A 20199-nucleotide genomic window follows, 5' to 3' on the forward strand; every position below is an offset into this window, starting at 1 on the left:
GGGGGCGCCGCCGTACGGGATGAGAAAGCCGGGGGGCTTTGTGATGAACGACAACCACGCCAGCTGACGCATGCCCCGGTCCCGCACAGGGGGCGGGACCGGGGCACGGACACGCATACGCATACGCACACGGACACGGACACGGACACGGACACGCGAGAAGACGAGGGAGGGGGTCCGGTGAACGACATCGACCAGGCCGGCGGTACGACGGCGACGGACGGGGACGGGGACGGCGACGGGGAGCGGGACTGGGAGGACCTGGTCGCGAGCGCGCTGCTGGGCACCGAGCGGCGGGGCGGCTCGCCGCGGGCGCTGCTCGGCGCGGCGGCCGTACGGACGGTGCGCCGCCGCGCCGGGCTGCGGCCCGCCGAGGCGGCGCACCGGCCGCGGCCCGCACCGCGGGACCCGCGCCCGGCTCCGCCGCGGGCCGCCCGGCGGCGGCTCGCCCAGCTGCTGGCGGGCCGCACCGCCGCGGCCGGCGGCGGGCGGCGCGGGGCCGCCCCGGATCTGACGGAGCTCCTGCCACAGTGGCTGGCTGCGGCCGGCCGGCACGGCTACCGCGCTCCCGAGGCACTGCTCCCGGCGCTGCTGGACGCGGCACGGGCCCGGACCGACCTGCGCCCCCAGGCCCTGGCCCTGGCCGGGGTCCGGGGGCTGTGGCTGGCCCGGATGAATCCGGACTGGCGGTTCGCGCTGCGCGGGGCGGCGGGCGGCGGCGGGGGCCTGCCCGACCCGGCGGACGGCCCGGCGGTGGAACGGCTGTGGGAGGAGGGACTGTTCGCGGAACGGGTCGCCCTGCTCGGCGTCGTACGGGCGCACGAGGCGGCGGCCGCGACCCGGCTGCTGACCACGACCTGGCCCACCGAACGGGCCGAGGACCGGCTGATGTTCCTCGATTCGCTCAGGACCGGGCTCTCCGGGGCGGACGAGCCGTTCCTGGAAGCGGCACTGGCCGACCGCAGCCGCAACGTCCGGGCGACGGCCGCCGAACTGCTCTCCGCCCTGCCGGGTTCGGCACTCGCCGCGCGGATGGCCGAACGGGCCCTGGCCTGCGTGGGCCCGGGTTCCGTCGAACCGCCCGCGGAGTGCGATGCGGGGATGCTGCGCGACGGCGTGGTCAAGCGGCCGCCCGCGGGACGCGGGGAACGGGCGTGGTGGCTGGGTCAGCTGGTGGAGGCGGCTCCCCTGGCCTGCTGGCCGGAGCGCTTCGGGGGGCTCGACCCGGCCGGGATCGTGGCACTGCCGGTGCCCGGGGGCTGGGCGGAAGAACTGCATGCGGCCTGGTGCCGGGCGGCGGTGCGCCAGCGGGATCCGCTGTGGTCGAAGGCCCTGCTCGGCCCGGCGTCCGCACCACCCGCGGCGGGCCCGGGGACCGCCTCGCTGGCGGAGCGGGCGAAACTGCTGGAGACCCTGCCCGAGGGGGAACGGGCCGACTGGGTCGCGGAGTTCGTACGGGCGCACGGCCTGTCGGAGGCCTTCCAGCTGCTCGGCGTGTGCCGGGTCCCCTGGGCCGGGGCTCTGGGCCGGGCGGTGGTCGACGCCCTGGACGCGGCACGCGAGGCGGGCAGCTACCCGTGGAGCTTCAGCGGGGTGATGGGCCTGGCGGAACGCTGCCTCGATCCGGCCGAGGCGCCCCGCCTGGAAGCCCTGACCACCGTCGGGGAGGATCCACAGGACGCCTCCCCGGGCGCCGCCGCATACTGGTCGGAAGCCTTCCAGCGGCTGGTGGCCACCCTCCGCCTGCGCGCGGCGATGCTCGCCGAACTGGCCCCGCCCGCCTGACGCGCCGACGCGCGGGAAGCGGGGCGGGACACCGACCGGACGGATTACGCCTGGCGGACGTTCGCGTTGACCCAGTCCACGATGGCGGTGGTCGTGGCACCCGGGGTGAAGATCTCCGCGACGCCCTTGGCCTTGAGCGGGGCGATGTCGTCCTCGGGGATGATCCCGCCGCCGAAGACCTTGATGTCCTCGGCGTCGCGCTCCTTGAGGAGTTCGAGGACGCGCACGAACAGCGTGTTGTGCGCGCCGGAGAGGATCGAGAGGCCGATGGCGTCCGCGTCCTCCTGGATCGCGGTGTCCACGATCTGCTCGGGAGTCTGGTGGAGGCCGGTGTAGATGACCTCCATGCCGGCGTCCCGCAGCGCCCGCGCGATCACCTTGGCGCCGCGGTCGTGGCCGTCGAGACCCGGCTTGGCCACCACCACACGGATCGGACCGGTCACACCCATCGCACTGCCTCCCGAGTGAACGAACGTTAAGTACAGCATTGCGCACGCCGCCGTTTCGCGGTCAACCACGAGGGGGAAATCACACGTGGGACGCCGCTGATTCACCACCGCCCGGTCGCCCCGTCACCGTGCCGACAGCCGCGCGGCACGGTGACGGGGCCGTGTCGGCGGCACGGCCCCGCACCCAAGAGGTCCAGGGGAGGCCGTCCATGGGGCTGATGACCGCGCCGCCGCCCGTACCGCGAACGGGCGCCGCACTGCGGGCCGCACTGCTGGAGGCGGTGGTGCTCGCCGGGCACCTGCTCCTCTACCCCACCGGGGTGCGGTCGGAGGACCCGCCGGCCGACGGCCCCGCGGCGCTCCCGCCCGTACTGCTCCTGCACGGCTTCACCGACAACCGTTCCGTCTTCGTCCTGCTGCGCCGCGCCCTCGGCGCGGGCGGCCGGCGCCGCGTGGAGACGTACAACTACTCCCCCTTCACCCGCGATCTGCGCGTCACCGCCCGCCACCTGGCCCGCCGCGTGGAGGAGCTGTGCGAGCGCAGCGGGCAGGAGCGGGTGGACCTCGTCGGCCACAGTCTCGGCGGACTGGTCGGCCGGTACTACGTCCAGCGGCTCGGCGGCGACGCGCGCGTACGCACCCTGGTCACCCTGGGCACCCCGCACCAGGGGACCCGCGTGGCCCCCTTCATGGACGCGCACCCGCTGGTCCGCCAGATGCGTCCGGATTCCGAGGTGATGGCGGAGCTGCGCGCCCCCGTGCCCGGCTGCCGGACCCGCTGCGTGGCGTTCTGGAGCGAGTTCGACGCGCTGATGGCGCCCACCGGCACGGCGCGGATCGAGCACCCGGACCTGGATGCGACGAACATCCAGGTCACCGGCATCGGGCACCTCGCGCTTCCGGTCCACCCGGCCGTCATCACGGCCGTCCGCCGCGCGCTCGACGGCCCGGTCCGCGCCACGGACGGCACCGTCCGCCCCACCGAAAACCTCCGCCCCACGGGAACCGACGGGGAGAGCCGGGCCATCTGAGCCTCCGAGGGGTCCCGCACCGGGGGCGCGCCCGGGGACGGCCGGGCCGAACGGGTTCGGACGGCCACGAGCGGCGGGCGAGCGGCGAGCGGCGACGCATGGGGACGGACCGGGGAGGACGCATGGGCACCGACAGCGCGCCGCGCCGCGGACTGTGGGCGGCGGGTCTGGCGAACCTGGCGCTCGGCGTGCTCGCGATCGTCCCCTTCCACCTCCTGTGGTGGGTGGTGACCGAGTACCTGCCCATGGACTGCCACAGCACGGACGACCTCGCCGATCCGAACCTGCGCAACTGCGACTACACCACGCTCGACCACTCCTCGGCCGTTCTGTTCCTGCTGGTCGTGACCGGTGTGCTGCTGATCGGCGCGGTCTTCGTCGTCGACGCCGTGCTGCCCCCGAAGGAGCGGCGCCGGGTCTGGCTGGGGTCGGCCGCACTCATACCCGTGCCGTTCGTCCTGCTCCTGGCGCTGGCCTCGTCCGACACCGCCTGACGGACAAACGGAACTCGAACGGATTTCGAACTCAAGGCCAAGGCTCGGTGATACAGCGACCGAAAGGCCGCCGAATGCCCGGTTCCCCCGAGACCGGAACCCGCCGAAGATTGTCGTGGTGAGTAACCGCCGGGTACAGTCACGCCACTGCTCTCCTCCGGTGAACCTTGAGTTCCCGGCCACCCAGGCCCCCCACTGCCGAGGCGAAAGAGAAGTTGGTGAACGACCGCCCGACATCGGGCCAGTACCCCGAAATGGGATACGACGGCCTTTCCACCACCACTTTCGCTGGTGACCAGGCATATGTTTCCTACGAAACGCAGGGTCAGGGCTACCAGTACGTCACGGACTACGGCATCGGCAGCGCCTACGACGCGTCCGCGAACACCGGCTCGTACGACACCACCGCCTGGGCCCCACAGGACAACTACCTCGCCAGCGTCCCCTCCCAGGGCTTCCCCCAGGACACGACCGGAACCGGCGACTGGGGAGCGGACACCGGCGCCTGGAGCGCACCGGCCACCGACTACCAGTCGTCGCCCGCGGCCTTCGCCTACGACCCCACCGGCGTGGACCAGAGCGGACATTGGACCCTCCCCGGCTACGGGCAGGACACCGGCACCTACGACGCCACCGCCTGGAACGGCGGCGGCGCCACGGACCCGGCCGCCGACGCCTACGCAGGCTACGACGCCACGACCGTCGTCCCGGCCGTCCCCGCATCCGACGCCGGAGCCGGAGCGGATCCGTACGACGGGACCGACCCCTACGGCGATCACTACGCCGACGACGAGACCTCCGTCTTCGAGCCCCTCGCCTTCACGGCCGAGGAGGAGCCCGAGTTCACCGACGTCGTGCACGACCTGCCCACGCAGGCCATGCCCGTCACCCCCGCCGAACCGCGCGCGGCGCGCCGCGCCACCGGCAGGAACGCCGCCAAGAACAACGCCAAGAACAACCCCAAGGGCGGCAGGACCAAGGCCAAGGGCGGTGCCGAGGAAGCGCACGCCGGCAACCGCCGCCGCTCCCCCGCCAAGCGGTCCGCCCTGCTGACCGTGGCCGTTCCCTCCGTCTGTGTGATGGGGGTCGCGGGAGTCGCCGCCGCTTCCGTCGGCGGGCTCACCGGCACCGCCAAGCCGGCCGAGGAACCGACCACCATGGCCGCCGCCGACCCCGCGTCGGTGCAGCCGGTCGCGGCGAACAACAAGCTCGACACGCAGCTGGTCGCGCTCAGCGCCGACGCGGGCGACTTCGCGGACCGCGCGAGCCGCACCCAGGAGCGCATCGACCTCAAGCAGCGCCAGGAAGACGAGAAGAAGAAGCGGGCCGAGGAGGCGGCGGCCAAGGAGGCGGCCCGCCCCAAGTTCGCGATCCCGGTCACCCAGCACGGCCTGAGCGCCGGGTTCGGACAGGCCGGCGGCATGTGGATGTCGGTGCACACCGGCATCGACTTCCCGGTCTCCTACGGAACCCCGGTCATGGCCGCCACCGACGGCACCGTGCGCACCCAGTGGAACAGCGCCTACGGGAACATGGCCATAGTGACCTCGCCCGACGGCACCGAGACCTGGTACTGCCACCTCAGCAGCACCAAGATCCGGTCCGGCAAGGTGCAGGCCGGCGATGTCATCGCCTACTCCGGCAACTCGGGCAACTCCACCGGCCCGCACCTCCACTTCGAGGTACGGCCCGGCGCCGGCGCCGCGATCGACCCCGCGTCGTGGCTGCGCAGCCACGGCCTGGACCCGACGTAACCACCCGCCGCACCCGACGCGACCAACGGCAGTAACCACCGGATCCGACGAACCCACCGGATCCGTCGGAGCCGACGGATCCGGCGAGGCCGGACGGCCGGACGGCCGGACGGCCGGACGGCCGCCCCCCGCTACAGCTTCTGGACCGGCGCGTAGCGCAGCAGGAGCCGCTTCGGCTTGGCGTCCCCGAAGTCGATGGTGGCCTGGGCGTCCGCGCCGGCTCCCCTGACCTCCATGACGGTGCCCAGCCCGAACTGGTCGTGCGTGACCCGGTCCCCGACGGCCAGCGCGATCACCGGCTTGTCGGCGGCGCGCCGCGTGGCGAACCCGGACGGGCCCGACTTCGTACGCGACGAGGACAGGAACGCCTCGGGCGAGGTCCCGAACGAGGACCTGCCGCCGGACGACGACGAGGACGACCCGTACCCGGAGCCGCGCACCGGTCCTGCCGGCTTCTGCGAGGCACCCGTCCGCTTCCACTGGAGGTACTCGGCCGGGATCTCCTCCAGGAACCGCGAGGGCGGGTTGTACGAGGGGGTGCCCCAGGCGCTGCGCATGCCGGAGCGGGTCAGGTACAGCCGCTCGCGGGCGCGCGTGATGCCGACGTAGGCGAGGCGGCGCTCCTCCTCCAGCTCCTTGGTCTGCCCGAGCGCGCGCATGTGCGGGAAGACCCCGTCCTCCATGCCCGTCAGGAAGACCACCGGGAACTCCAGGCCCTTGGCGGTGTGCAGGGTCATCAGTGTGATGACGCCACTGCCGTCCTCGTCCTCGTCGGGGATCTGGTCGGAGTCGGCGACGAGCGCGACCTGCTCCAGGAACTCGGCCAGGGTGCCGGGGTTGGACTCGTCGCGGGCCTGTTCGAACTCCAGGGCCACGGCGGCGAGTTCCTGGAGGTTCTCGATGCGCGTCTCGTCCTGCGGGTCGGTCGACGCCTGGAGTTCGGCGAGGTACCCCGTGCGCTCCAGGACCGCCTCCAGAACCACGGCCGGGCCGGCGCCGGAGTCGACGATGGTCCGGAGCTCCTCCATCAGCACGTTGAACCGCTTGACGGCGTTGGTGGAGCGGGCGGCCATGCCGAAGGCCTCGTCCACGCGGCGCAGGGCCTGCGGGAAGGTGATCTTCTCGCGCAGCGCGAGCGCGTCGATCATCGCCTCGGCCCGCTCGCCGATGCCGCGCTTGGGCACGTTCAGGATGCGCCGGAGCGGGACGTTGTCCTCGGGGTTCGCCAGGACGCGCAGGTAGGCCAGGACGTCCCGGACCTCCTTGCGCTCGTAGAACCGGACGCCGCCGACGACCTTGTAGGGCAGTCCGACGCGGATGAAGATCTCCTCGAACACGCGCGACTGCGCGTTGGTCCGGTAGAAGATCGCCACGTCGCCGGCCTTGGCGTCGCCGGCGTCGGTGAGCCGGTCGATCTCGTCGGCGACGAACTGGGCCTCGTCGTGCTCGGTGTCCGCGACGTAGCCGGTGATCACCGCGCCGGAGCCGGCCTGGGTCCACAGGTTCTTCGCGCGGCGGTTCTCGTTGCGCTCGATGACGGCGTTGGCCGCGGACAGGATCGTCTGCGTGGAGCGGTAGTTCTGCTCCAGCAGGATCGTGGTCGCGTCCTTGTAGTCCTCCTCGAACTGGAGGATGTTGCGGATCGTCGCGCCGCGGAAGGCGTAGATCGACTGGTCGGCGTCGCCCACCACGCACAGTTCGGCGGGCGGCAGGTCCGGGTAGCCGGGGCCGACGAGCTCGCGCACGAGGGTGTACTGGGCGTGGTTGGTGTCCTGGTACTCGTCGACCAGCACGTGGCGGAAGCGGCGCCGGTAGTGCTCGGCCACGTCCGGGAAGGCCTGCAGCAGGTGGACGGTGGTCATGATGATGTCGTCGAAGTCGAGGGCGTTGGCCTCGCGCAGCCGGCCCTGGTACATCGCGTAGGCCTGGGCCAGGGTCTTCTCGAAGCCGTCGGCGGCCTGCGCCGCGAAGGCGTCCTCGTCGATCAGTTCGTTCTTGAGGTTCGAGATCTTGGCGTTGAAGGACTTCGGCGGGAACTTCTTCGGGTCCAGGTCCAGGTCGCGGCAGACGAGCGCCATCAGGCGCTTCGAGTCGGCCGCGTCGTAGATCGAGAACGAGGAGGTGAAGCCGAGCCGCTTCGACTCGCGGCGCAGGATCCGTACGCAGGCGCTGTGGAAGGTCGAGACCCACATGGCGTTGGCGCGCGGGCCGACGAGTCCCTCGACGCGCTCCTTCATCTCGCCGGCGGCCTTGTTGGTGAAGGTGATCGCCAGGATCTGGCCGGGGTGGACGTTCCGCGCGGACAGCAGGTGGCCGATGCGGTGGGTCAGCACCCTGGTCTTGCCGGAACCGGCGCCGGCCACGATCAGCAGCGGCGAGCCCGCGTGCACCACGGCGGCGGCCTGCTGCTCGTTGAGCCCGTCCAGGAGAGTCGCCGGGTCGATGACGGGCCGGGGGGCACCGTCCCGGTAGTACGCGTCCCCGCTCAGGGGCACGTCGAACCGGCCCCCGAAGAGATCGTCCGCGCCCGGCTCCGGGGCGGGGTGGTCCTCGGGCGGGGGCGGCACCTCGTCGGAGGGGGTGAGGTCCGCCAGGAAACTGTCGTCAAAGAGGCTGCTCATCGCCTTCCGAGTTTAGAGGCCGGGACCGACAGCCGGTCCCGCCCCCGGAAAATCGGTCGGAATCCGCACGGGAGCGCGAGGGCCCCGGCTGAACCGGAGTGCGCCCGTCCCGGGCTCGATCACGGCTCCGCCACCGCCTCGGGCGGCATCGGCCGGCCCGCCCGCAGCACGACGTCCAGCAGCCCGGGGAAGCGCGCGTCGAGGTCCGTGCGGCGCAGGGCGAGCAGGTGCTTGCGGCCGCGCGGGTGCTGGAGGATCACGCCGCTCTCGCGCAGCGCCCTGATGTGGTGGGTGACGCTGGAGCGCGGCAGGTCGGGGACCACGTCCCCGCAGCAGGACTCCTCGCCGGCCGCCAGCCTGCGGACGATCTCCAGCCGGGCGGGGTGGCCCAGCGCCGCGAGGACCGCGGCCAGCTCGATCCGGTCGGCGGCGGGATGGGTCGGCTCGGCGGCGGGAGCGGGCGTCATGAGGCCACCCTACGCAGGTCCCGTACGGCCCCCGGCCGTCGCCCGAACACCGCCGTCGGGGGCTCCGGGGCCGCCCCGTACGCTCGTCGGCATGACTGTCCTCACCAACGCTTTCGTCGGCCTGCACATCATCGGCATCGCCTCCCTCCTCGGCGGTTTCCTCACCCAGATGAAGGCCATGGGCGCCGGCACCGCCCGTTTCGTGCCCGCGATGCTGCACGGCGCGCTCACCATGCTCATAACCGGCGTCCTGTTGGTGGGCTTCCGCGAGATGGGTGACGGCGCCCCCCTCGACCACGTCAAGATCGGCGTGAAGCTCGCGGTCCTCTTCGTGATCCTGGCGATCGTCTACGTCAAGCGCGACGAGGAGCGAGCGGAGAAGGGCCTCTTCGCGGCGGTCGGCGGACTGACCGTCGCCAACATCTTTATCGCCGTCCTCTGGCACTGACCCGCCCCTTCCCGGTCATCCGCGGTCGGAGACGGCCAGTTCGGAGCAACTCGTCATCGCCCCGTTACCTCGGGGTTTAGCGTCCTCCCCCAAGACCGACGGAAGGACGTGAGGCCCCCGTGGCCAGTCATCGAAAGCCCCGGCAGCGCCCGCTCTCCGGCGGCACCGTACGGACCGCCGCCACCCTCGCCCTCGCGGGCGCTGCCACCGCCACCGCCTTCGAAGGCACCTCGCACGCCGACCCCCAGCCCACCCCCGCCCAGGTCAAGGCGGAGGTCGACCGGCTCTACGGGGACGCAGAGGCGGCGACGGAGCGGCACAACGGGGCGAAGGTGAAGGCCGACGAGGCCGAGCGCGCGCTGACCGGCCTGCGCGACGAGGCCGCCCGCAAGGAGGAGCGGCTCAACACCGCCCGCCGCTCGCTCGGCGCGGTGGCCGCGACCCAGTACCGCAGCGGCGGCCTCGGCCCGGCCCTGCAGCTGGCCATGGCCACCGACCCGCAGGACTACCTGGAGCGGGCCTCCCTCCTGACCCGCGCCGGCGACCGCACCGCCGCCGACGTGGCCTCCGTACGGCGCGGCCTCGACGAGGTCGGGCAGCTGCGCGAGAAGGCCGCCGGGCAGCTCGCGGACCTGCGGGCCCGGCGGGACGAGCTGGCCGGGCAGAAGGCCGCCATCGAGGGCGGGCTCGCCACCGCGCAGCGCCTCCTGGCCCGGCTCACCGCCGAGGAACGGGCCGCCTACGAAGCCCGGTCCGGGGGCGGCGCCCCCGTACCTGCGGGCGTCCCCGGCGCCCGGACCCCCGCCCCGGCGGCCCCCTCCGACGGCTCCCGCGCCGCGCGGGCGGTGGCCTTCGCGTACGCGGCGATCGGCAAGCCGTACGTGTGGGGCGCGACCGGACCGGGCTCCTACGACTGCTCGGGCCTGACCCAGGCGGCCTGGAAGTCGGCCGGGGTCTCCCTGCCCCGGACCACCTACACCCAGATCAACGCCGGGCAGCGCGTCACCCGGGACGGGCTCGCCCCCGGGGACCTGGTCTTCTTCTACTCCGGGGTCACCCACGTCGGCATGTACGTCGGCAACGGCCAGATGATCCACGCCCCGCGCCCCGGCTCGACGGTCCGCCTCGCGCCGGTGGACTCGATGCCGTGGGCCGGCGCCTCCCGCCCGGCGTAGCGGCCCCGGCGTAGCGGCCCCGGCGGCTCCGGCCCCGGCGGCTCCGGCTCCGCCTCCGGCTACGGCGCCTTGACCGTCTTGCTCAACCAGTCGAAGGTCTGCGGGATCTGCTTCGACCAGGACTCCAGGTTGTGGCCGCCGGTCACCTTCTCCGCGTGGACCGCGGTCGGGCTCTTCGCCAGCCCCTTGAGGTCCATGCCGGACAGGTAGCCGTCCTGGTCCGCCCCCGACATCCACAGCGAGACCGCCGGCGGGGTGGGGGCGGCCTGGAGGAGGTTCTTCAGGTTGTGGGTGCGGCGCAGCTCGGGATCCTTCGCGACCAGCGACGAGGGCTCCTGGCCGGGGTCGTTGTACCCGGAGAGGGACACGGCCGCGCTGTAGCGGTCGGGATGCAGCACCGCCAGCTTGGCCGCGCAGTACGCGCCGGCCGAGTACCCGGCCACGCCCCAGGTGCGGGCCTCGTCCGAGGCCCGGAAGTTGTCGGTGACCATCTTGCGGACGTCGACGCTGAACCAGCTGTCGGCGTTGACCTTGCCGGGAAGGTTGGCGCAGCCGGTGTCGGCGTTGCCCAGCAGCATGGCGCGCGGGGAGACGAGGATGAAGGGCTGCACCTTGCCCTGCTTCATCAACGGCTCCAGCACCTCGTGCGCCTTGAGCCCCTGGAACCAGGACTTGCCCGTGCCGGGGATGCCGGGGATGAGCTCGACCACCGGGAACTTCTTGTCCTTGTAGGCCGGTTCGTCGTACTGCGGGGGCAGCCACACCATGACGTCGCCCTTGACCCCGGAGATCCCGCCGTCCAGTTCGGTCTTCTGCACGCGCCCGCCGAGGCCCTCGACCGGCTCGAACTTCTGCCGCACCTTCGGCTCGGCCTTGACCTCCTCGGCCTTCTTGCCGCCGAGGCCGTCGGCGCCGAGGTCGGGGGCGGCGGTGACGTACTTCCCGGTGCCGAACAGGTCGCCCCAGCTGGCGTAGAAGTTCATGTCGCGGTTGATGGCGACGAACACCAGGGCCACGGCCGTGGTCTGGGCGAAGACCACCATCGTGCCGCGCACGGCGAGGCGTGCCACGGCGGGGCCGCGCACCTTGCTCCACACGGCCAGCGGCAGGACGACGGCTATCACGGTCAGGGCGACCACCGCCGCGAAGAGGGGGGTCCCCGTCAGGCTCATCACGCCACCCAAGAGTCCGCCGCGCGCCCCGGCGGTTGCCCCCGGCCCCTGCGGTGTGGATCACATCGCGGGGGCCGGGCGGGCGGGCTCACACCAGGCGGCGGGCGGTGGCCCAGCGGGTCAGCTCGTGCCGGTTGGAGAGCTGGAGCTTGCGGAGCACCGCGGAGACGTGCGACTCGACGGTCTTGACCGAGATGAACAGCTGCTTGGCGATCTCCTTGTACGCGTACCCGCGCGCGATCAGCCGCAGCACCTCGCGCTCGCGCTGGGTGAGCCGGTCCAGGTCCTCGTCGACCGGCGGCGCGTCCGTGGAGGCGAAGGCGTCGAGCACGAAGCCGGCCAGCCGGGGCGAGAACACGGCGTCGCCGTCCTGGACCCGGTAGACGGAGTGCACCAGGTCGGCGCCGGTGATGGTCTTGGTGACGTAGCCGCGGGCACCGCCGCGGATGACGCCGATGACGTCCTCGGCGGCGTCGGACACCGACAGGGCCAGGAAGCGCACCGGGTTCTCGGCCGCCGTCATCAGCGGGGCGCAGCGCCGCAGCACCTCGACCCCGCCGCCACCGGGCAGGTGCACGTCGAGGAGCACCACCTCGGGGCGGGTGGCGGTGATGACGGTGACGGCCTGGTCCACGTCGGCCGCCTCGCCGACGACCTCCACCCCGGTCCGGGCGGTCTCCCCGATCTCCGCCTGGACCCCGGCGCGGAACATCCGGTGGTCGTCGACGAGCACGACCCGCACCCGCCTGGTCTCGGTCCCGCTCACAGCGCTGTCCTCGGTGGTCATGCCGCCCTCTCCATCTCCAGCTCGACTTCCGTGCCGCCGTCGGGCGCGGACCGCAGCCGTGCGGTCCCGCCGTTGCGCTGCATCCGGCCGATGATCGATTCTCGTACGCCCATGCGGTCGTCCGGTACCGCGTCGATGTCGAATCCCGGACCGCGGTCCCGTACGGACACGAACACCGTGCGGCCCTCGACCTCCGCGTACACCTGCACCGGGCCCCCGTCGCCACCGTACTTGGCGGCGTTGACCATCGCCTCGCGCGCGGCCTGGACCTGGGCGCCGAGCCTGTCGTCGAGCGGGCAGTCCCCGACGACGACGACCTCGATGGGGACGCCGTGGTGGTCCTCGACCTCGGCGGCCGCCTTCTTCACGGCATCCGCGAGGGTGGCCGGTTCCTCGGCCTCGTCCTTGCCGGTGCCCTCGGGCTTGTAGAGCCAGTTGCGCAGCTCCCGTTCCTGGGCGCGGGCGAGGCGGCGGACCTCGCCGACGTCCTCGGCGTTGCGCTGGATCAGGGTGAGGGTGTGCAGCACCGAGTCGTGGACGTGGGCGGCGACCTCGGCGCGCTCCTGGGCGCGGATGCGCATCAGGCGTTCCTCGGAGAGGTCCTGGGTCATCCGGATCAGCCAGGGGCCGGCGAGCAGGGCGACGCCGACGAGGACGGCGAGGGTGGCGGTGAGGACGTTGCCGAGCTGGGCCGCGGAGCCCCGTACGACGATGAACACGGTCAGGCCCATGCCGACGAGGACCACTCCGGCCAGCGCGCGGGCGCCCTGGAGCAGGCGCGCGTTGCGTCCGGCGGCGGCGCTCCAGTGGGCGCGGCGGGCGTTGTCGGCCTGCCGCCAGACGAGGACCACGCCGGCCCCGACGAGCAGCGTCGGCCAGATGTAGCGGCCGTTGGCGCCGCCGACGCTGAGCTGGGAGAAGAAGATGCCCGCGCCGACGGCCAGCGCGACCAGTCCGGACACCGCCCCCTTGTCGGGCTTGCGCAGGCGCCGGGTGCCGTCGGGCAGGACCTCGAAGAAGGAGTGGTGTCCGGTGCTGCCGCCCACACCGAGCGGGACGAACACCCAGAACGCCGCGTACAGCAGCACCCCCAGCCCGTCCCCGAACATGAACATGCCGAGGAAGGCGAGCCGGACCCAGATCACCGGCAGCCCGAGGTGGCCGGCGAGGCCACGGGCGACGCCGCCGAGCATCCGGCCGTCGGCGCTGCGGTAGAGCTTGCGCTGGGGGACTTCCTCGCTGTCGGGCGCGTGCGGGGGTCTGGGTGCGGCGGCTACGGGCATGACACCAAGGGTCACACGCGCGGGCGGGACGCGGCATCAGGGCGGTCCCCCAGTTCCTCCGGGGGGATATCAGGGTTGCGCCAGGGTCGGACCCGGTGCCGCGGCGCCGGGCGGGCCGTCACCATGGACCCATGACCGACGTACACGACGCTCCGCACGGGGGTCCCCCCGGACGAACTCCGGGAGAGGCTCCCGGGGCACCCGCCCCGGCCGACCGCCCTCCCCTGCGCCGCAGCAGGCACGACAAGGTCCTCGCGGGCGTGTGCGGCGGCCTCGGCCGGTACTTCGGGCTGGACCCGGTGGTGTTCCGGATCGTGCTGGGCGTGCTCGCCGTCACCGGCGGCGTCGGCCTGATCTTCTACGGGTTCGCGTGGCTGCTGCTCCCGCTGGAGGCCGAGGACGACAGCGAGGGCAAGAAGCTGCTGACCGGCCGGGTGGAGGGCTCCACCCTGGCGGCGGTGTTCAGCGCCCTGGTCGGCTGCGCCCTGTTCCTGTCGATGATGGACAACGGGGTGCTGGGGGCCTTCTCGGTCCTGGTCATGCTGGCGCTCGGCGCGGCCTCGTACTGGTCGCAGCGCCACCGGCAGGCTCCCGAGGCGGAGGCGGAGACCCCCGCCCCGCACCGGCCCGCCCCGCACCGGCCCGCGCCGCCGGAGACGCAGGCGCCGCCCGTGCCCGGCAGCCCGTCCTGGTGGCGGGACCCGCTGGTCAAGGACGGCACCACCGGCCCGGTCGGCACGACCGGGTACCTGTGGGGCCCGGACGACGAGGACGGGCCGACGAGGACGGGCAGCGCCCCGGCCGAGCCGCGCGCGAACGGCGCCGCGCAGCGGTCGCGCGGCGGCATCGGGGGCCGGGTGTTCGTGCTGGCCCTGCTGGCCGGGGGCGGCGCCACCGCCTCGGTGTGGCACGGCAGCACGCTCGGGCACGCCCTCCAGGTGGGGTTCGCCGCGGCGCTGGCCGTCTTCGGGCTGGGGCTGGCCGTCAGCTCCGTCAAGGGGCGCACCGGCTTCGGCACGGTCCTGCTGTCCCTGATCACCGCCGGGCTCCTCGCGGGGTCGGTCGCCCTGCCGCGCGAGATCGGCACCGACTGGCACAACGCCGACTGGCGCCCGGCGGCGGTGGCCGACGTCCGGCCCGAGTACCGCTCGGGCACGGGGCTGGCCACCTTGGACCTGAGCCGTCTGGACGTCCCGAAGGGCACCACCGTCTCCGTCCGCGCCGCCATCGACGCGGGCCGGCTGAAGGTCGTCGTGCCCCGGGAGGTCACGGCGCTGGCCGACGTGTCGATCCGGCTCGGCGACATCCAGTTCCCCGGGGAGGGCGGCCCCGACGTCCGCATCAAGAGCGGCGGAGAGACCCGGCGGGCGAGCCTGCCCCCCGCCGTCGGCACCGAGGCCGGCGGGACGATCGAGCTGCACCTGGACGCGGGTGTGGGACAGGTGGAGGTGGCCCGTGCGGCGTCATGAGTTCCAGCCGGGAAGGCTGCTGGCGGGGCTGGTGCTGACCGCCGTCGGCGGGCTGTACCTGCTCGACGCGACCGGTGAGACCGACCTGCCGTGGTACCTGGTCGTCCCGATGGCCGTCGGCGGCCTCACGCTCGCCGCGCTGGTCGGGCTGGTCACCCACGCGGTGCGCCGGGATCAGCGCGACCGGCGCAGGGAATCCAGCGACAGGTAGGGCGCCCCGGCCATGACCAGCGGGGTCCAGGCCATCAGGTAGATCAGGTCGTTGCCGTAGTAGTACGGGGTGACCGCCCAGGACACCGTGAGCCACAGGCTGAGGGAGATCAACGCCCCGCCGGCGGCCGCGATCCGGGTCAGCAGTCCGGCGAGGACGCCGAGGCCGACGAGGATCTCACCGATCGCGATGGCGATGCCGAAGCCGACGGGCGCCTTCAGTGCCAGGTCGACCAGGGCCGGGACGGCGGCGGTGTCGTGCACCCCGCGCATGATCTCGCCGATGGAGCCGGTACCGGTCGCGGAGAGGAAGGCGGGGTCGGTGAGCTTGTCGAGCCCCGCGTACACGAAGGTCACGCCGAGGAAGATCCGCAGGGGGAGGAGCGCGTGGCGGGAGGCCGTCTCCTGGAGAACGGAGATCCGCTTCCCGGAAGGCACGTCAGTTCGGGTCACGCCCCATGTGTACCCCGTTCACTCGGCCACGTCGATGGCGTAGCGGTTCGATTCCACCCCTGCGGCGGTCACCACCTGGACCTCGGTGCGCCCCGGTTCCACTTCCGCCGGCACCGGAACGGTCAGCACCGCGTCCGAGGGATTGGTGAATCCGCCCGCCACCGGAACCAGCGGCACGTGGACGTGGACGGCCCCGATCCGCACCACCAGCCGGGCGAGCATCTCCGGGGTCTGCGCCCCGGGCGGTACGAAGCCCACGCCCCGGATCTCGATGTCGTCCCCGGGGCGGACGGCGGCGTCCAGGTCCCCGGGCTCCCGTCTGCGCACCACCGACAGCACGAGCGGACGGCTCCCCTCGGCGTACTTGGCCGCCAGGTAGACCACGGCCGACAGCGCCACCAGCATCGCCAGCGACCACGGCAGCCGCGGCAGCCGGTCCGGGAAGCGGGCCAGCGACACCGCCGCGTAGGCCAGCACCACCGTGGAGACCAGCACGTACTGGGCGTCGGTGAAGCTCCCCCGGCCCGCGTCGTCGGTGAGCAGGTCGGCCCCGGAGGGGCGGTCCGCCGGCAGCTTCTGGAGCCGCTGCCCCATGATCCGTACGGAGACCACCCGGCGCACCAGCACCGCGACCCCGGAGGTCAGGCCGAGGACCGCGAGGAGGGGCAGCGCCCGGCCCAGCGAGAGCCCGGCGTAGAGGGCGTCCCGGTCGGGGCCGGGCGAGGAGGCCGCCAGGCGCAGCGCGGGCAGCAGCGCGGCGAAGGAGGTCAGCACCAGCCAGGCCGCCGGGACCGCCTTGGAGGTGGACAGCCGGTTGTCCTCGCCGACCAGCGGGGCCAGCAGCCCTCCGCGCAGCGACTGGGCCCGCGCGGCGAGGGTGAGCAGCCCGGCGAGCACCACGGCGGCGAGGAGCCCGGCGGTGCGGGCGGTGGACCAGCCGGTGCCGAGGGCGGTGCCGACCTGCACCACCAGCAGGACGCCGGCGGCGATCCACAGGACGAGGACGGCCCGCCGGGAGAGCAGGTACAGCCAGGAGTGCCCGGCCTCCCGGCCCCGGTCGGCGACCGTGCGGGCGGACAGGGTCAGTTCGTCGGAAACCCACTGGCGGGAGGCGCCGAGGGAGTGGGCCACGGCGGCCGGGACCCCGTGTCCGGCGGCGAACTCGTCGCGCTTCTCCAGGAAGGCGGCCACCGCCCGGCGGTGGCCCTCCCGGGCTCCGTGGGGGCAGTCGTCGCAGGTGCAGCCGCCGCCGTGGGTGCTTCGAGGGATCTCTTGGACAGCCACGTGCGTGCCGCCTCTCTGAACTCCGGTGCAATGCCAGCGAATTGTGCACCACTGCGGCAGTGCTCCGGATTGCGCACGATGTCAGAGCAGGTGATTAACCGTTCATGATGTTGACGCCACCCCTCCGGGCGCCTCCCGCAGCGGCTGGTAGCTCACCCACGCGGCCAGGTCCGAGCCGAAGCGCCCGCGCGTGGCCACGGCGCTGCGGTGGTCGATGGGCACCGGCTTCCCGGCCGCCCGCGCGATCAGCTGCACCTGCGCGGCCCGCTCCGCCGCGAGGAACCACCACAGCGCCGCCTCCACCGAGTCCCCGACGGTCAGCAGCCCGCGGTTGCGCAGGACCAGCGCCTTGTACGGGCCGAGCGCGCGCCCGATCCGCGCCGGGTCCTCCGCGCCCGCGAACTCGTCGAGCAGCGCGTGGTCCTCGTAGAAGGCGCAGGCCTCCTCGGTGATGGGGGCCAGCAGTTCCCCGAGGCAGGCCAGCGCCCTGCCGTACGGGCCCTGCGTGCGCACGACCGCCACCACGCCCGGCCGTTCCCGGTGGACGGCGGCGTGCACGGCGAACGCCAGCTGGTTCACGCGCCGCTCCCCGCGGAGCACCCGCCCCTCCCCGTCGACCAGCAGCAGGTCGTCGGGGGTGAGGGCGCCGAAGGCCCGCCCGAAGGGGTTCACCCAGTAGCAGTCCTCGAACTCCGGGTCCCGTACGGAGACCTGGCCGGCCACCCCGTCCTCGTACCCGAGCCGCCCCAGCAGCCGCAGCCCCTCGGCGAGCCGGGCCTTGCGGTGGGCGCGGGTCTCCCCGGCGGTGGCGAAGACCGGCGGCATCGCGAAGCCGAGCCGCTCGACGGGCACGGGTACGGGCCGCTCGGCCATGTCAGCTCCTCCAGACTCCCAAGGTCGCGGCGCAAGGTACCGGCGCCCGCCCGAAGAGGCCATACACGCGGCGAAGCCGCCGCCCCCGAGGGGAACGGCGGCTTCGTCACGCGCTGCGGGGTACGGGTGGGACTACTCCCACTCGATGGTGCCCGGGGGCTTGCTCGTGCAGTCGAGGACCACGCGGTTCACGTCCGGCACCTCGTTGGTGATCCGGGTGGAGATCTTGGCGAGGACCTCGTACGGCATGCGCGTCCAGTCGGCCGTCATGGCGTCCTCGGAGGAGACGGGGCGCAGCACGATCGGGTGGCCGTAGGTGCGGCCGTCACCCTGGACGCCCACGCTGCGGACGTCGGCGAGCAGGACGACCGGGCACTGCCAGATCTCCCGGTCCAGGCCGGCCGCGGTGAGCTCGTGGCGGGCGATGGCGTCGGCCTCGCGCAGCAGGTCCAGGCGCTCCTTGGTGACCTCGCCGACGATGCGGATGCCGAGGCCGGGGCCGGGGAAGGGCTGGCGCTGGACGATCTCCTCGGGCAGGCCGAGCTCCTGGCCGACCATCCGGACCTCGTCCTTGAACAGCTGGCGCAGCGGCTCGACGAGCTCGAACTCGATGTCGTCGGGCAGACCGCCCACGTTGTGGTGGGACTTGATGTTGGCGGTGCCGGTGCCGCCGCCGGACTCGACGACGTCCGGGTACAGGGTGCCCTGCACCAGGAAGGCCACCGCCGGGCCGTCCTCCTGGAGGATCTCCAGCTGCGCCTGCTCGAAGACGCGGATGAACTCGCGGCCGATGATCTTGCGCTTGGTCTCCGGGTCGGAGACGCCGGCCAGCGCGTTCAGGAAGCGCTCCTGGGCGTCGACGACCTTCAGCTGGACGCCGGTGGCGGCCACGAAGTCCTTCTCGACCTGCTCGGTCTCACCCTTGCGCATCAGACCGTGGTCGACGTACACGCAGGTCAGCTGCGAGCCGATGGCCTTCTGCACGAGGGCCGCGGCGACGGCGGAGTCCACGCCGCCGGAGAGGCCGCAGATGGCGCGCTTGTCGCCGACCTGCTCGCGGATGGCCGCGATCTGCTCCTCGACGATGTTGCCGGTGGTCCAGGTCGGGGACAGGCCCGCGCCCCGGTAGAGGAAGTGCTCCAGCACCTGCTGGCCGTGCGTGGAGTGCATGACCTCGGGGTGGTACTGGACCCCGTACAGCCTCTTCTCGTCGTTCTCGAAGGCCGCGACCGGGACGACGTCGGTCGACGCGGTGACGGAGAAGCCCTCGGGGGCGGCGGAGCAGGCGTCGCCGTGGGACATCCAGACCGACTGGCTCTCGGGGGTGCCCTCGAAGAGCGTCGAGCCGGACTTGGAGACGGCCAGCGGGGTGCGGCCGTACTCGCGCGCACCGGAGTTGTCGACGGTGCCGCCGAGGGTGGTCGCCATCAGCTGGAAGCCGTAGCACATGCCGAAGACGGGGACGCCGGCCTCGAAGAGGGCGCGGGCGTCGTCCAGGCGCGGGGCACCCTCCTCGTACACGGAGGACGGACCGCCGGAGAGGATGATCGCCTTGGGGTCCTTGGCGAGCATCTCGGCCACGGGCATCGTGCTGGGCACGATCTCGCTGTAGACCCGTGCCTCGCGGACGCGGCGGGCGATGAGCTGGGCGTACTGGGCGCCGAAGTCGACGACGAGAACCGTGTCCGGGGCGCTGTCGTGGGCGGCGGAGGGTGCTTCTGGCACGGGGCAGGCCTTCCGGCGGAAGAGGGTGGCTGTTTTGTCGATTCTACCGGTGGCGGCACCCGCCGTTTTGTCGCACCATCCGAGTCCCCCACCGCCGTGACGCGCCGCGACGCCCCGCTCACAGCGCTTGCCGGATCCGCACCGGTCGCGCGCGGGCCGTCTCACGATGCGGGCCCGGTTGACCGGGGGGTGGGCCGGAGGGTAATAATCCGTTCCATGCGCAAGCAGCTGAGCTTCCTCTTTACCTATGGCACCGGCCGGTCCGGTCGCCATGGGTCTTCGTGATGCTCGCTTGAGCCGCTGACTTCCCAGAGCGCCCCGGTCCGACAGGACCGGGGCGCTCTGGCGTTCCGCGGGACTGGCGGACCTCCCCCGATCGTCCACGAGGAGAGAACGACATGTCCGTCATCACCACCGCCGCCACCCCCGAAGAGCTCATCGCCGACAGCCGCGAGCGGATCGACGCCATCGACGACCGCATCATCGGGCTGATCCAGGAGCGGACGGCCGTGTCCACGGTCATCCAGGAGGCCCGGATCGCCGCCGGGGGCCGCCGCGTGCACCTCTCACGCGAGATGGAGGTGCTCGCGCACTGGAGCGACGCCCTCGGCAAGCCCGGCACCGCGCTCGCGATGACCCTGCTGGAGCTGTGCCGGGGCCGCGTCTGACGGGTGTTCGTCACCCGTCCGGGTCGTGACCGGCCCCACCGGGCTTCGTTC

19 protein-coding genes are annotated in these 20199 nt (G+C 73.1%); 9 read left to right on the plus strand and 10 right to left on the minus strand.

What is annotated here, in order from left to right:
- Positions 1-189: 189 nt before the first annotated feature.
- On the plus strand, positions 190-1785 hold the full coding sequence (locus OG295_RS13205; protein WP_371681186.1) for a DUF5691 domain-containing protein: 1596 nt from the start codon (positions 190-192) through the stop codon (positions 1783-1785).
- A 44-nt stretch (positions 1786-1829) separates the two neighbouring features.
- On the opposite strand, the gene OG295_RS13210 is transcribed toward OG295_RS13205, so the two are convergent.
- Positions 1830-2234 (minus strand): cobalamin B12-binding domain-containing protein, encoded by a 405-nt coding sequence (locus OG295_RS13210; RefSeq protein WP_266841249.1) that lies wholly within the window; start codon positions 2232-2234, stop codon positions 1830-1832.
- A gap of 209 nt (positions 2235-2443) precedes the next feature.
- Here OG295_RS13210 and OG295_RS13215 point away from each other — a divergent pair, with 209 nt between their 5' ends.
- From OG295_RS13215 to OG295_RS13225, 3 genes are all read left to right on the plus strand, one after another.
- Complete coding sequence (locus OG295_RS13215; RefSeq protein ID WP_371677065.1) at positions 2444-3265, plus strand: esterase/lipase family protein; 822 nt, start codon at positions 2444-2446, stop codon at positions 3263-3265.
- 122 nt (positions 3266-3387) lie between these two features.
- On the plus strand, positions 3388-3759 hold the full coding sequence (locus tag OG295_RS13220) for a hypothetical protein (RefSeq protein ID WP_371677066.1): 372 nt from the start codon (positions 3388-3390) through the stop codon (positions 3757-3759).
- 254 nt (positions 3760-4013) lie between these two features.
- Positions 4014-5513: a M23 family metallopeptidase gene (locus OG295_RS13225; protein ID WP_371681187.1), complete on the plus strand. Its 1500-nt coding sequence runs from the start codon at positions 4014-4016 to the stop codon at positions 5511-5513.
- Positions 5514-5644: 131 nt separating this feature from the next.
- Here the strand turns inward: OG295_RS13225 and pcrA are convergent, their stop codons facing one another.
- Together pcrA and OG295_RS13235 are read right to left on the minus strand one after the other, a co-directional pair.
- The gene (gene pcrA, locus OG295_RS13230; RefSeq protein WP_371677067.1) at positions 5645-8134 is read right to left on the minus strand and encodes a DNA helicase PcrA; all 2490 of its coding nucleotides are present in this window, start codon (positions 8132-8134) and stop codon (positions 5645-5647) included.
- Between the two features lie 119 nt (positions 8135-8253).
- Entirely contained in the window at positions 8254-8601 is a 348-nt protein-coding gene (locus OG295_RS13235; protein ID WP_371677068.1) for an ArsR/SmtB family transcription factor, read from the minus strand.
- 91 nt (positions 8602-8692) lie between these two features.
- On the opposite strand from OG295_RS13235, the gene OG295_RS13240 reads away from it, so the two are divergent.
- Together OG295_RS13240 and OG295_RS13245 are read left to right on the plus strand one after the other, a co-directional pair.
- Positions 8693-9049, plus strand: coding sequence for a hypothetical protein (locus OG295_RS13240; RefSeq protein WP_371677069.1), 357 nt, complete (start codon positions 8693-8695; stop codon positions 9047-9049).
- Positions 9050-9168: 119 nt separating this feature from the next.
- Positions 9169-10224 (plus strand): NlpC/P60 family protein, encoded by a 1056-nt coding sequence (locus OG295_RS13245; RefSeq protein WP_371677070.1) that lies wholly within the window; start codon positions 9169-9171, stop codon positions 10222-10224.
- A gap of 59 nt (positions 10225-10283) precedes the next feature.
- Here the strand turns inward: OG295_RS13245 and OG295_RS13250 are convergent, their stop codons facing one another.
- The 3 genes from OG295_RS13250 to OG295_RS13260 form a co-directional block, all read right to left on the minus strand.
- Positions 10284-11396, minus strand: a complete 1113-nt coding sequence (locus OG295_RS13250) for an alpha/beta hydrolase (RefSeq protein ID WP_371677071.1) — start codon at positions 11394-11396, stop codon at positions 10284-10286.
- An 88-nt stretch (positions 11397-11484) separates the two neighbouring features.
- Entirely contained in the window at positions 11485-12183 is a 699-nt protein-coding gene (locus tag OG295_RS13255; RefSeq protein ID WP_371677072.1) for a LuxR C-terminal-related transcriptional regulator, read from the minus strand.
- Positions 12180-13466, minus strand: a complete 1287-nt coding sequence (locus tag OG295_RS13260; RefSeq protein WP_371677073.1) for a PspC domain-containing protein — start codon at positions 13464-13466, stop codon at positions 12180-12182. Before OG295_RS13260 ends, OG295_RS13255 begins: the two co-directional genes overlap by 4 nt.
- Before the next feature lie 131 nt (positions 13467-13597).
- On the opposite strand from OG295_RS13260, the gene OG295_RS13265 reads away from it, so the two are divergent.
- Together OG295_RS13265 and OG295_RS13270 are read left to right on the plus strand one after the other, a co-directional pair.
- Positions 13598-14935: a PspC domain-containing protein gene (locus OG295_RS13265; protein WP_371677074.1), complete on the plus strand. Its 1338-nt coding sequence runs from the start codon at positions 13598-13600 to the stop codon at positions 14933-14935.
- Positions 14922-15146: a hypothetical protein gene (locus OG295_RS13270; protein WP_371677075.1), complete on the plus strand. Its 225-nt coding sequence runs from the start codon at positions 14922-14924 to the stop codon at positions 15144-15146. Before OG295_RS13265 ends, OG295_RS13270 begins: the two co-directional genes overlap by 14 nt.
- Here OG295_RS13270 and OG295_RS13275 read toward each other — a convergent pair.
- The 4 genes from OG295_RS13275 to guaA all read right to left on the minus strand — a co-directional run bounded on the left by OG295_RS13275 (position 15110) and on the right by guaA (position 19480).
- Positions 15110-15598: a DoxX family protein gene (locus OG295_RS13275; RefSeq protein ID WP_371677076.1), complete on the minus strand. Its 489-nt coding sequence runs from the start codon at positions 15596-15598 to the stop codon at positions 15110-15112. The two genes, OG295_RS13270 and OG295_RS13275, sit on opposite strands and share 37 nt — an antisense overlap.
- Before the next feature lie 18 nt (positions 15599-15616).
- Complete coding sequence (locus tag OG295_RS13280) at positions 15617-16882, minus strand: hypothetical protein (RefSeq protein ID WP_371677077.1); 1266 nt, start codon at positions 16880-16882, stop codon at positions 15617-15619.
- 102 nt (positions 16883-16984) lie between these two features.
- A complete protein-coding gene (locus tag OG295_RS13285) occupies positions 16985-17755 on the minus strand; it encodes a class II aldolase/adducin family protein (protein WP_371677078.1) in 771 nt (256 codons plus the stop codon).
- Between the two features lie 132 nt (positions 17756-17887).
- Complete coding sequence (gene guaA, locus OG295_RS13290; RefSeq protein WP_371677079.1) at positions 17888-19480, minus strand: glutamine-hydrolyzing GMP synthase; 1593 nt, start codon at positions 19478-19480, stop codon at positions 17888-17890.
- A gap of 398 nt (positions 19481-19878) precedes the next feature.
- On the opposite strand from guaA, the gene OG295_RS13295 reads away from it, so the two are divergent.
- On the plus strand, positions 19879-20148 hold the full coding sequence (locus tag OG295_RS13295) for a chorismate mutase (protein WP_280917124.1): 270 nt from the start codon (positions 19879-19881) through the stop codon (positions 20146-20148).
- Positions 20149-20199 lie beyond the last annotated feature (51 nt).

This window comes from Streptomyces sp. NBC_01276 (assembly GCF_041435355.1).
Lineage (GTDB): Bacteria > Actinomycetota > Actinomycetes > Streptomycetales > Streptomycetaceae > Streptomyces.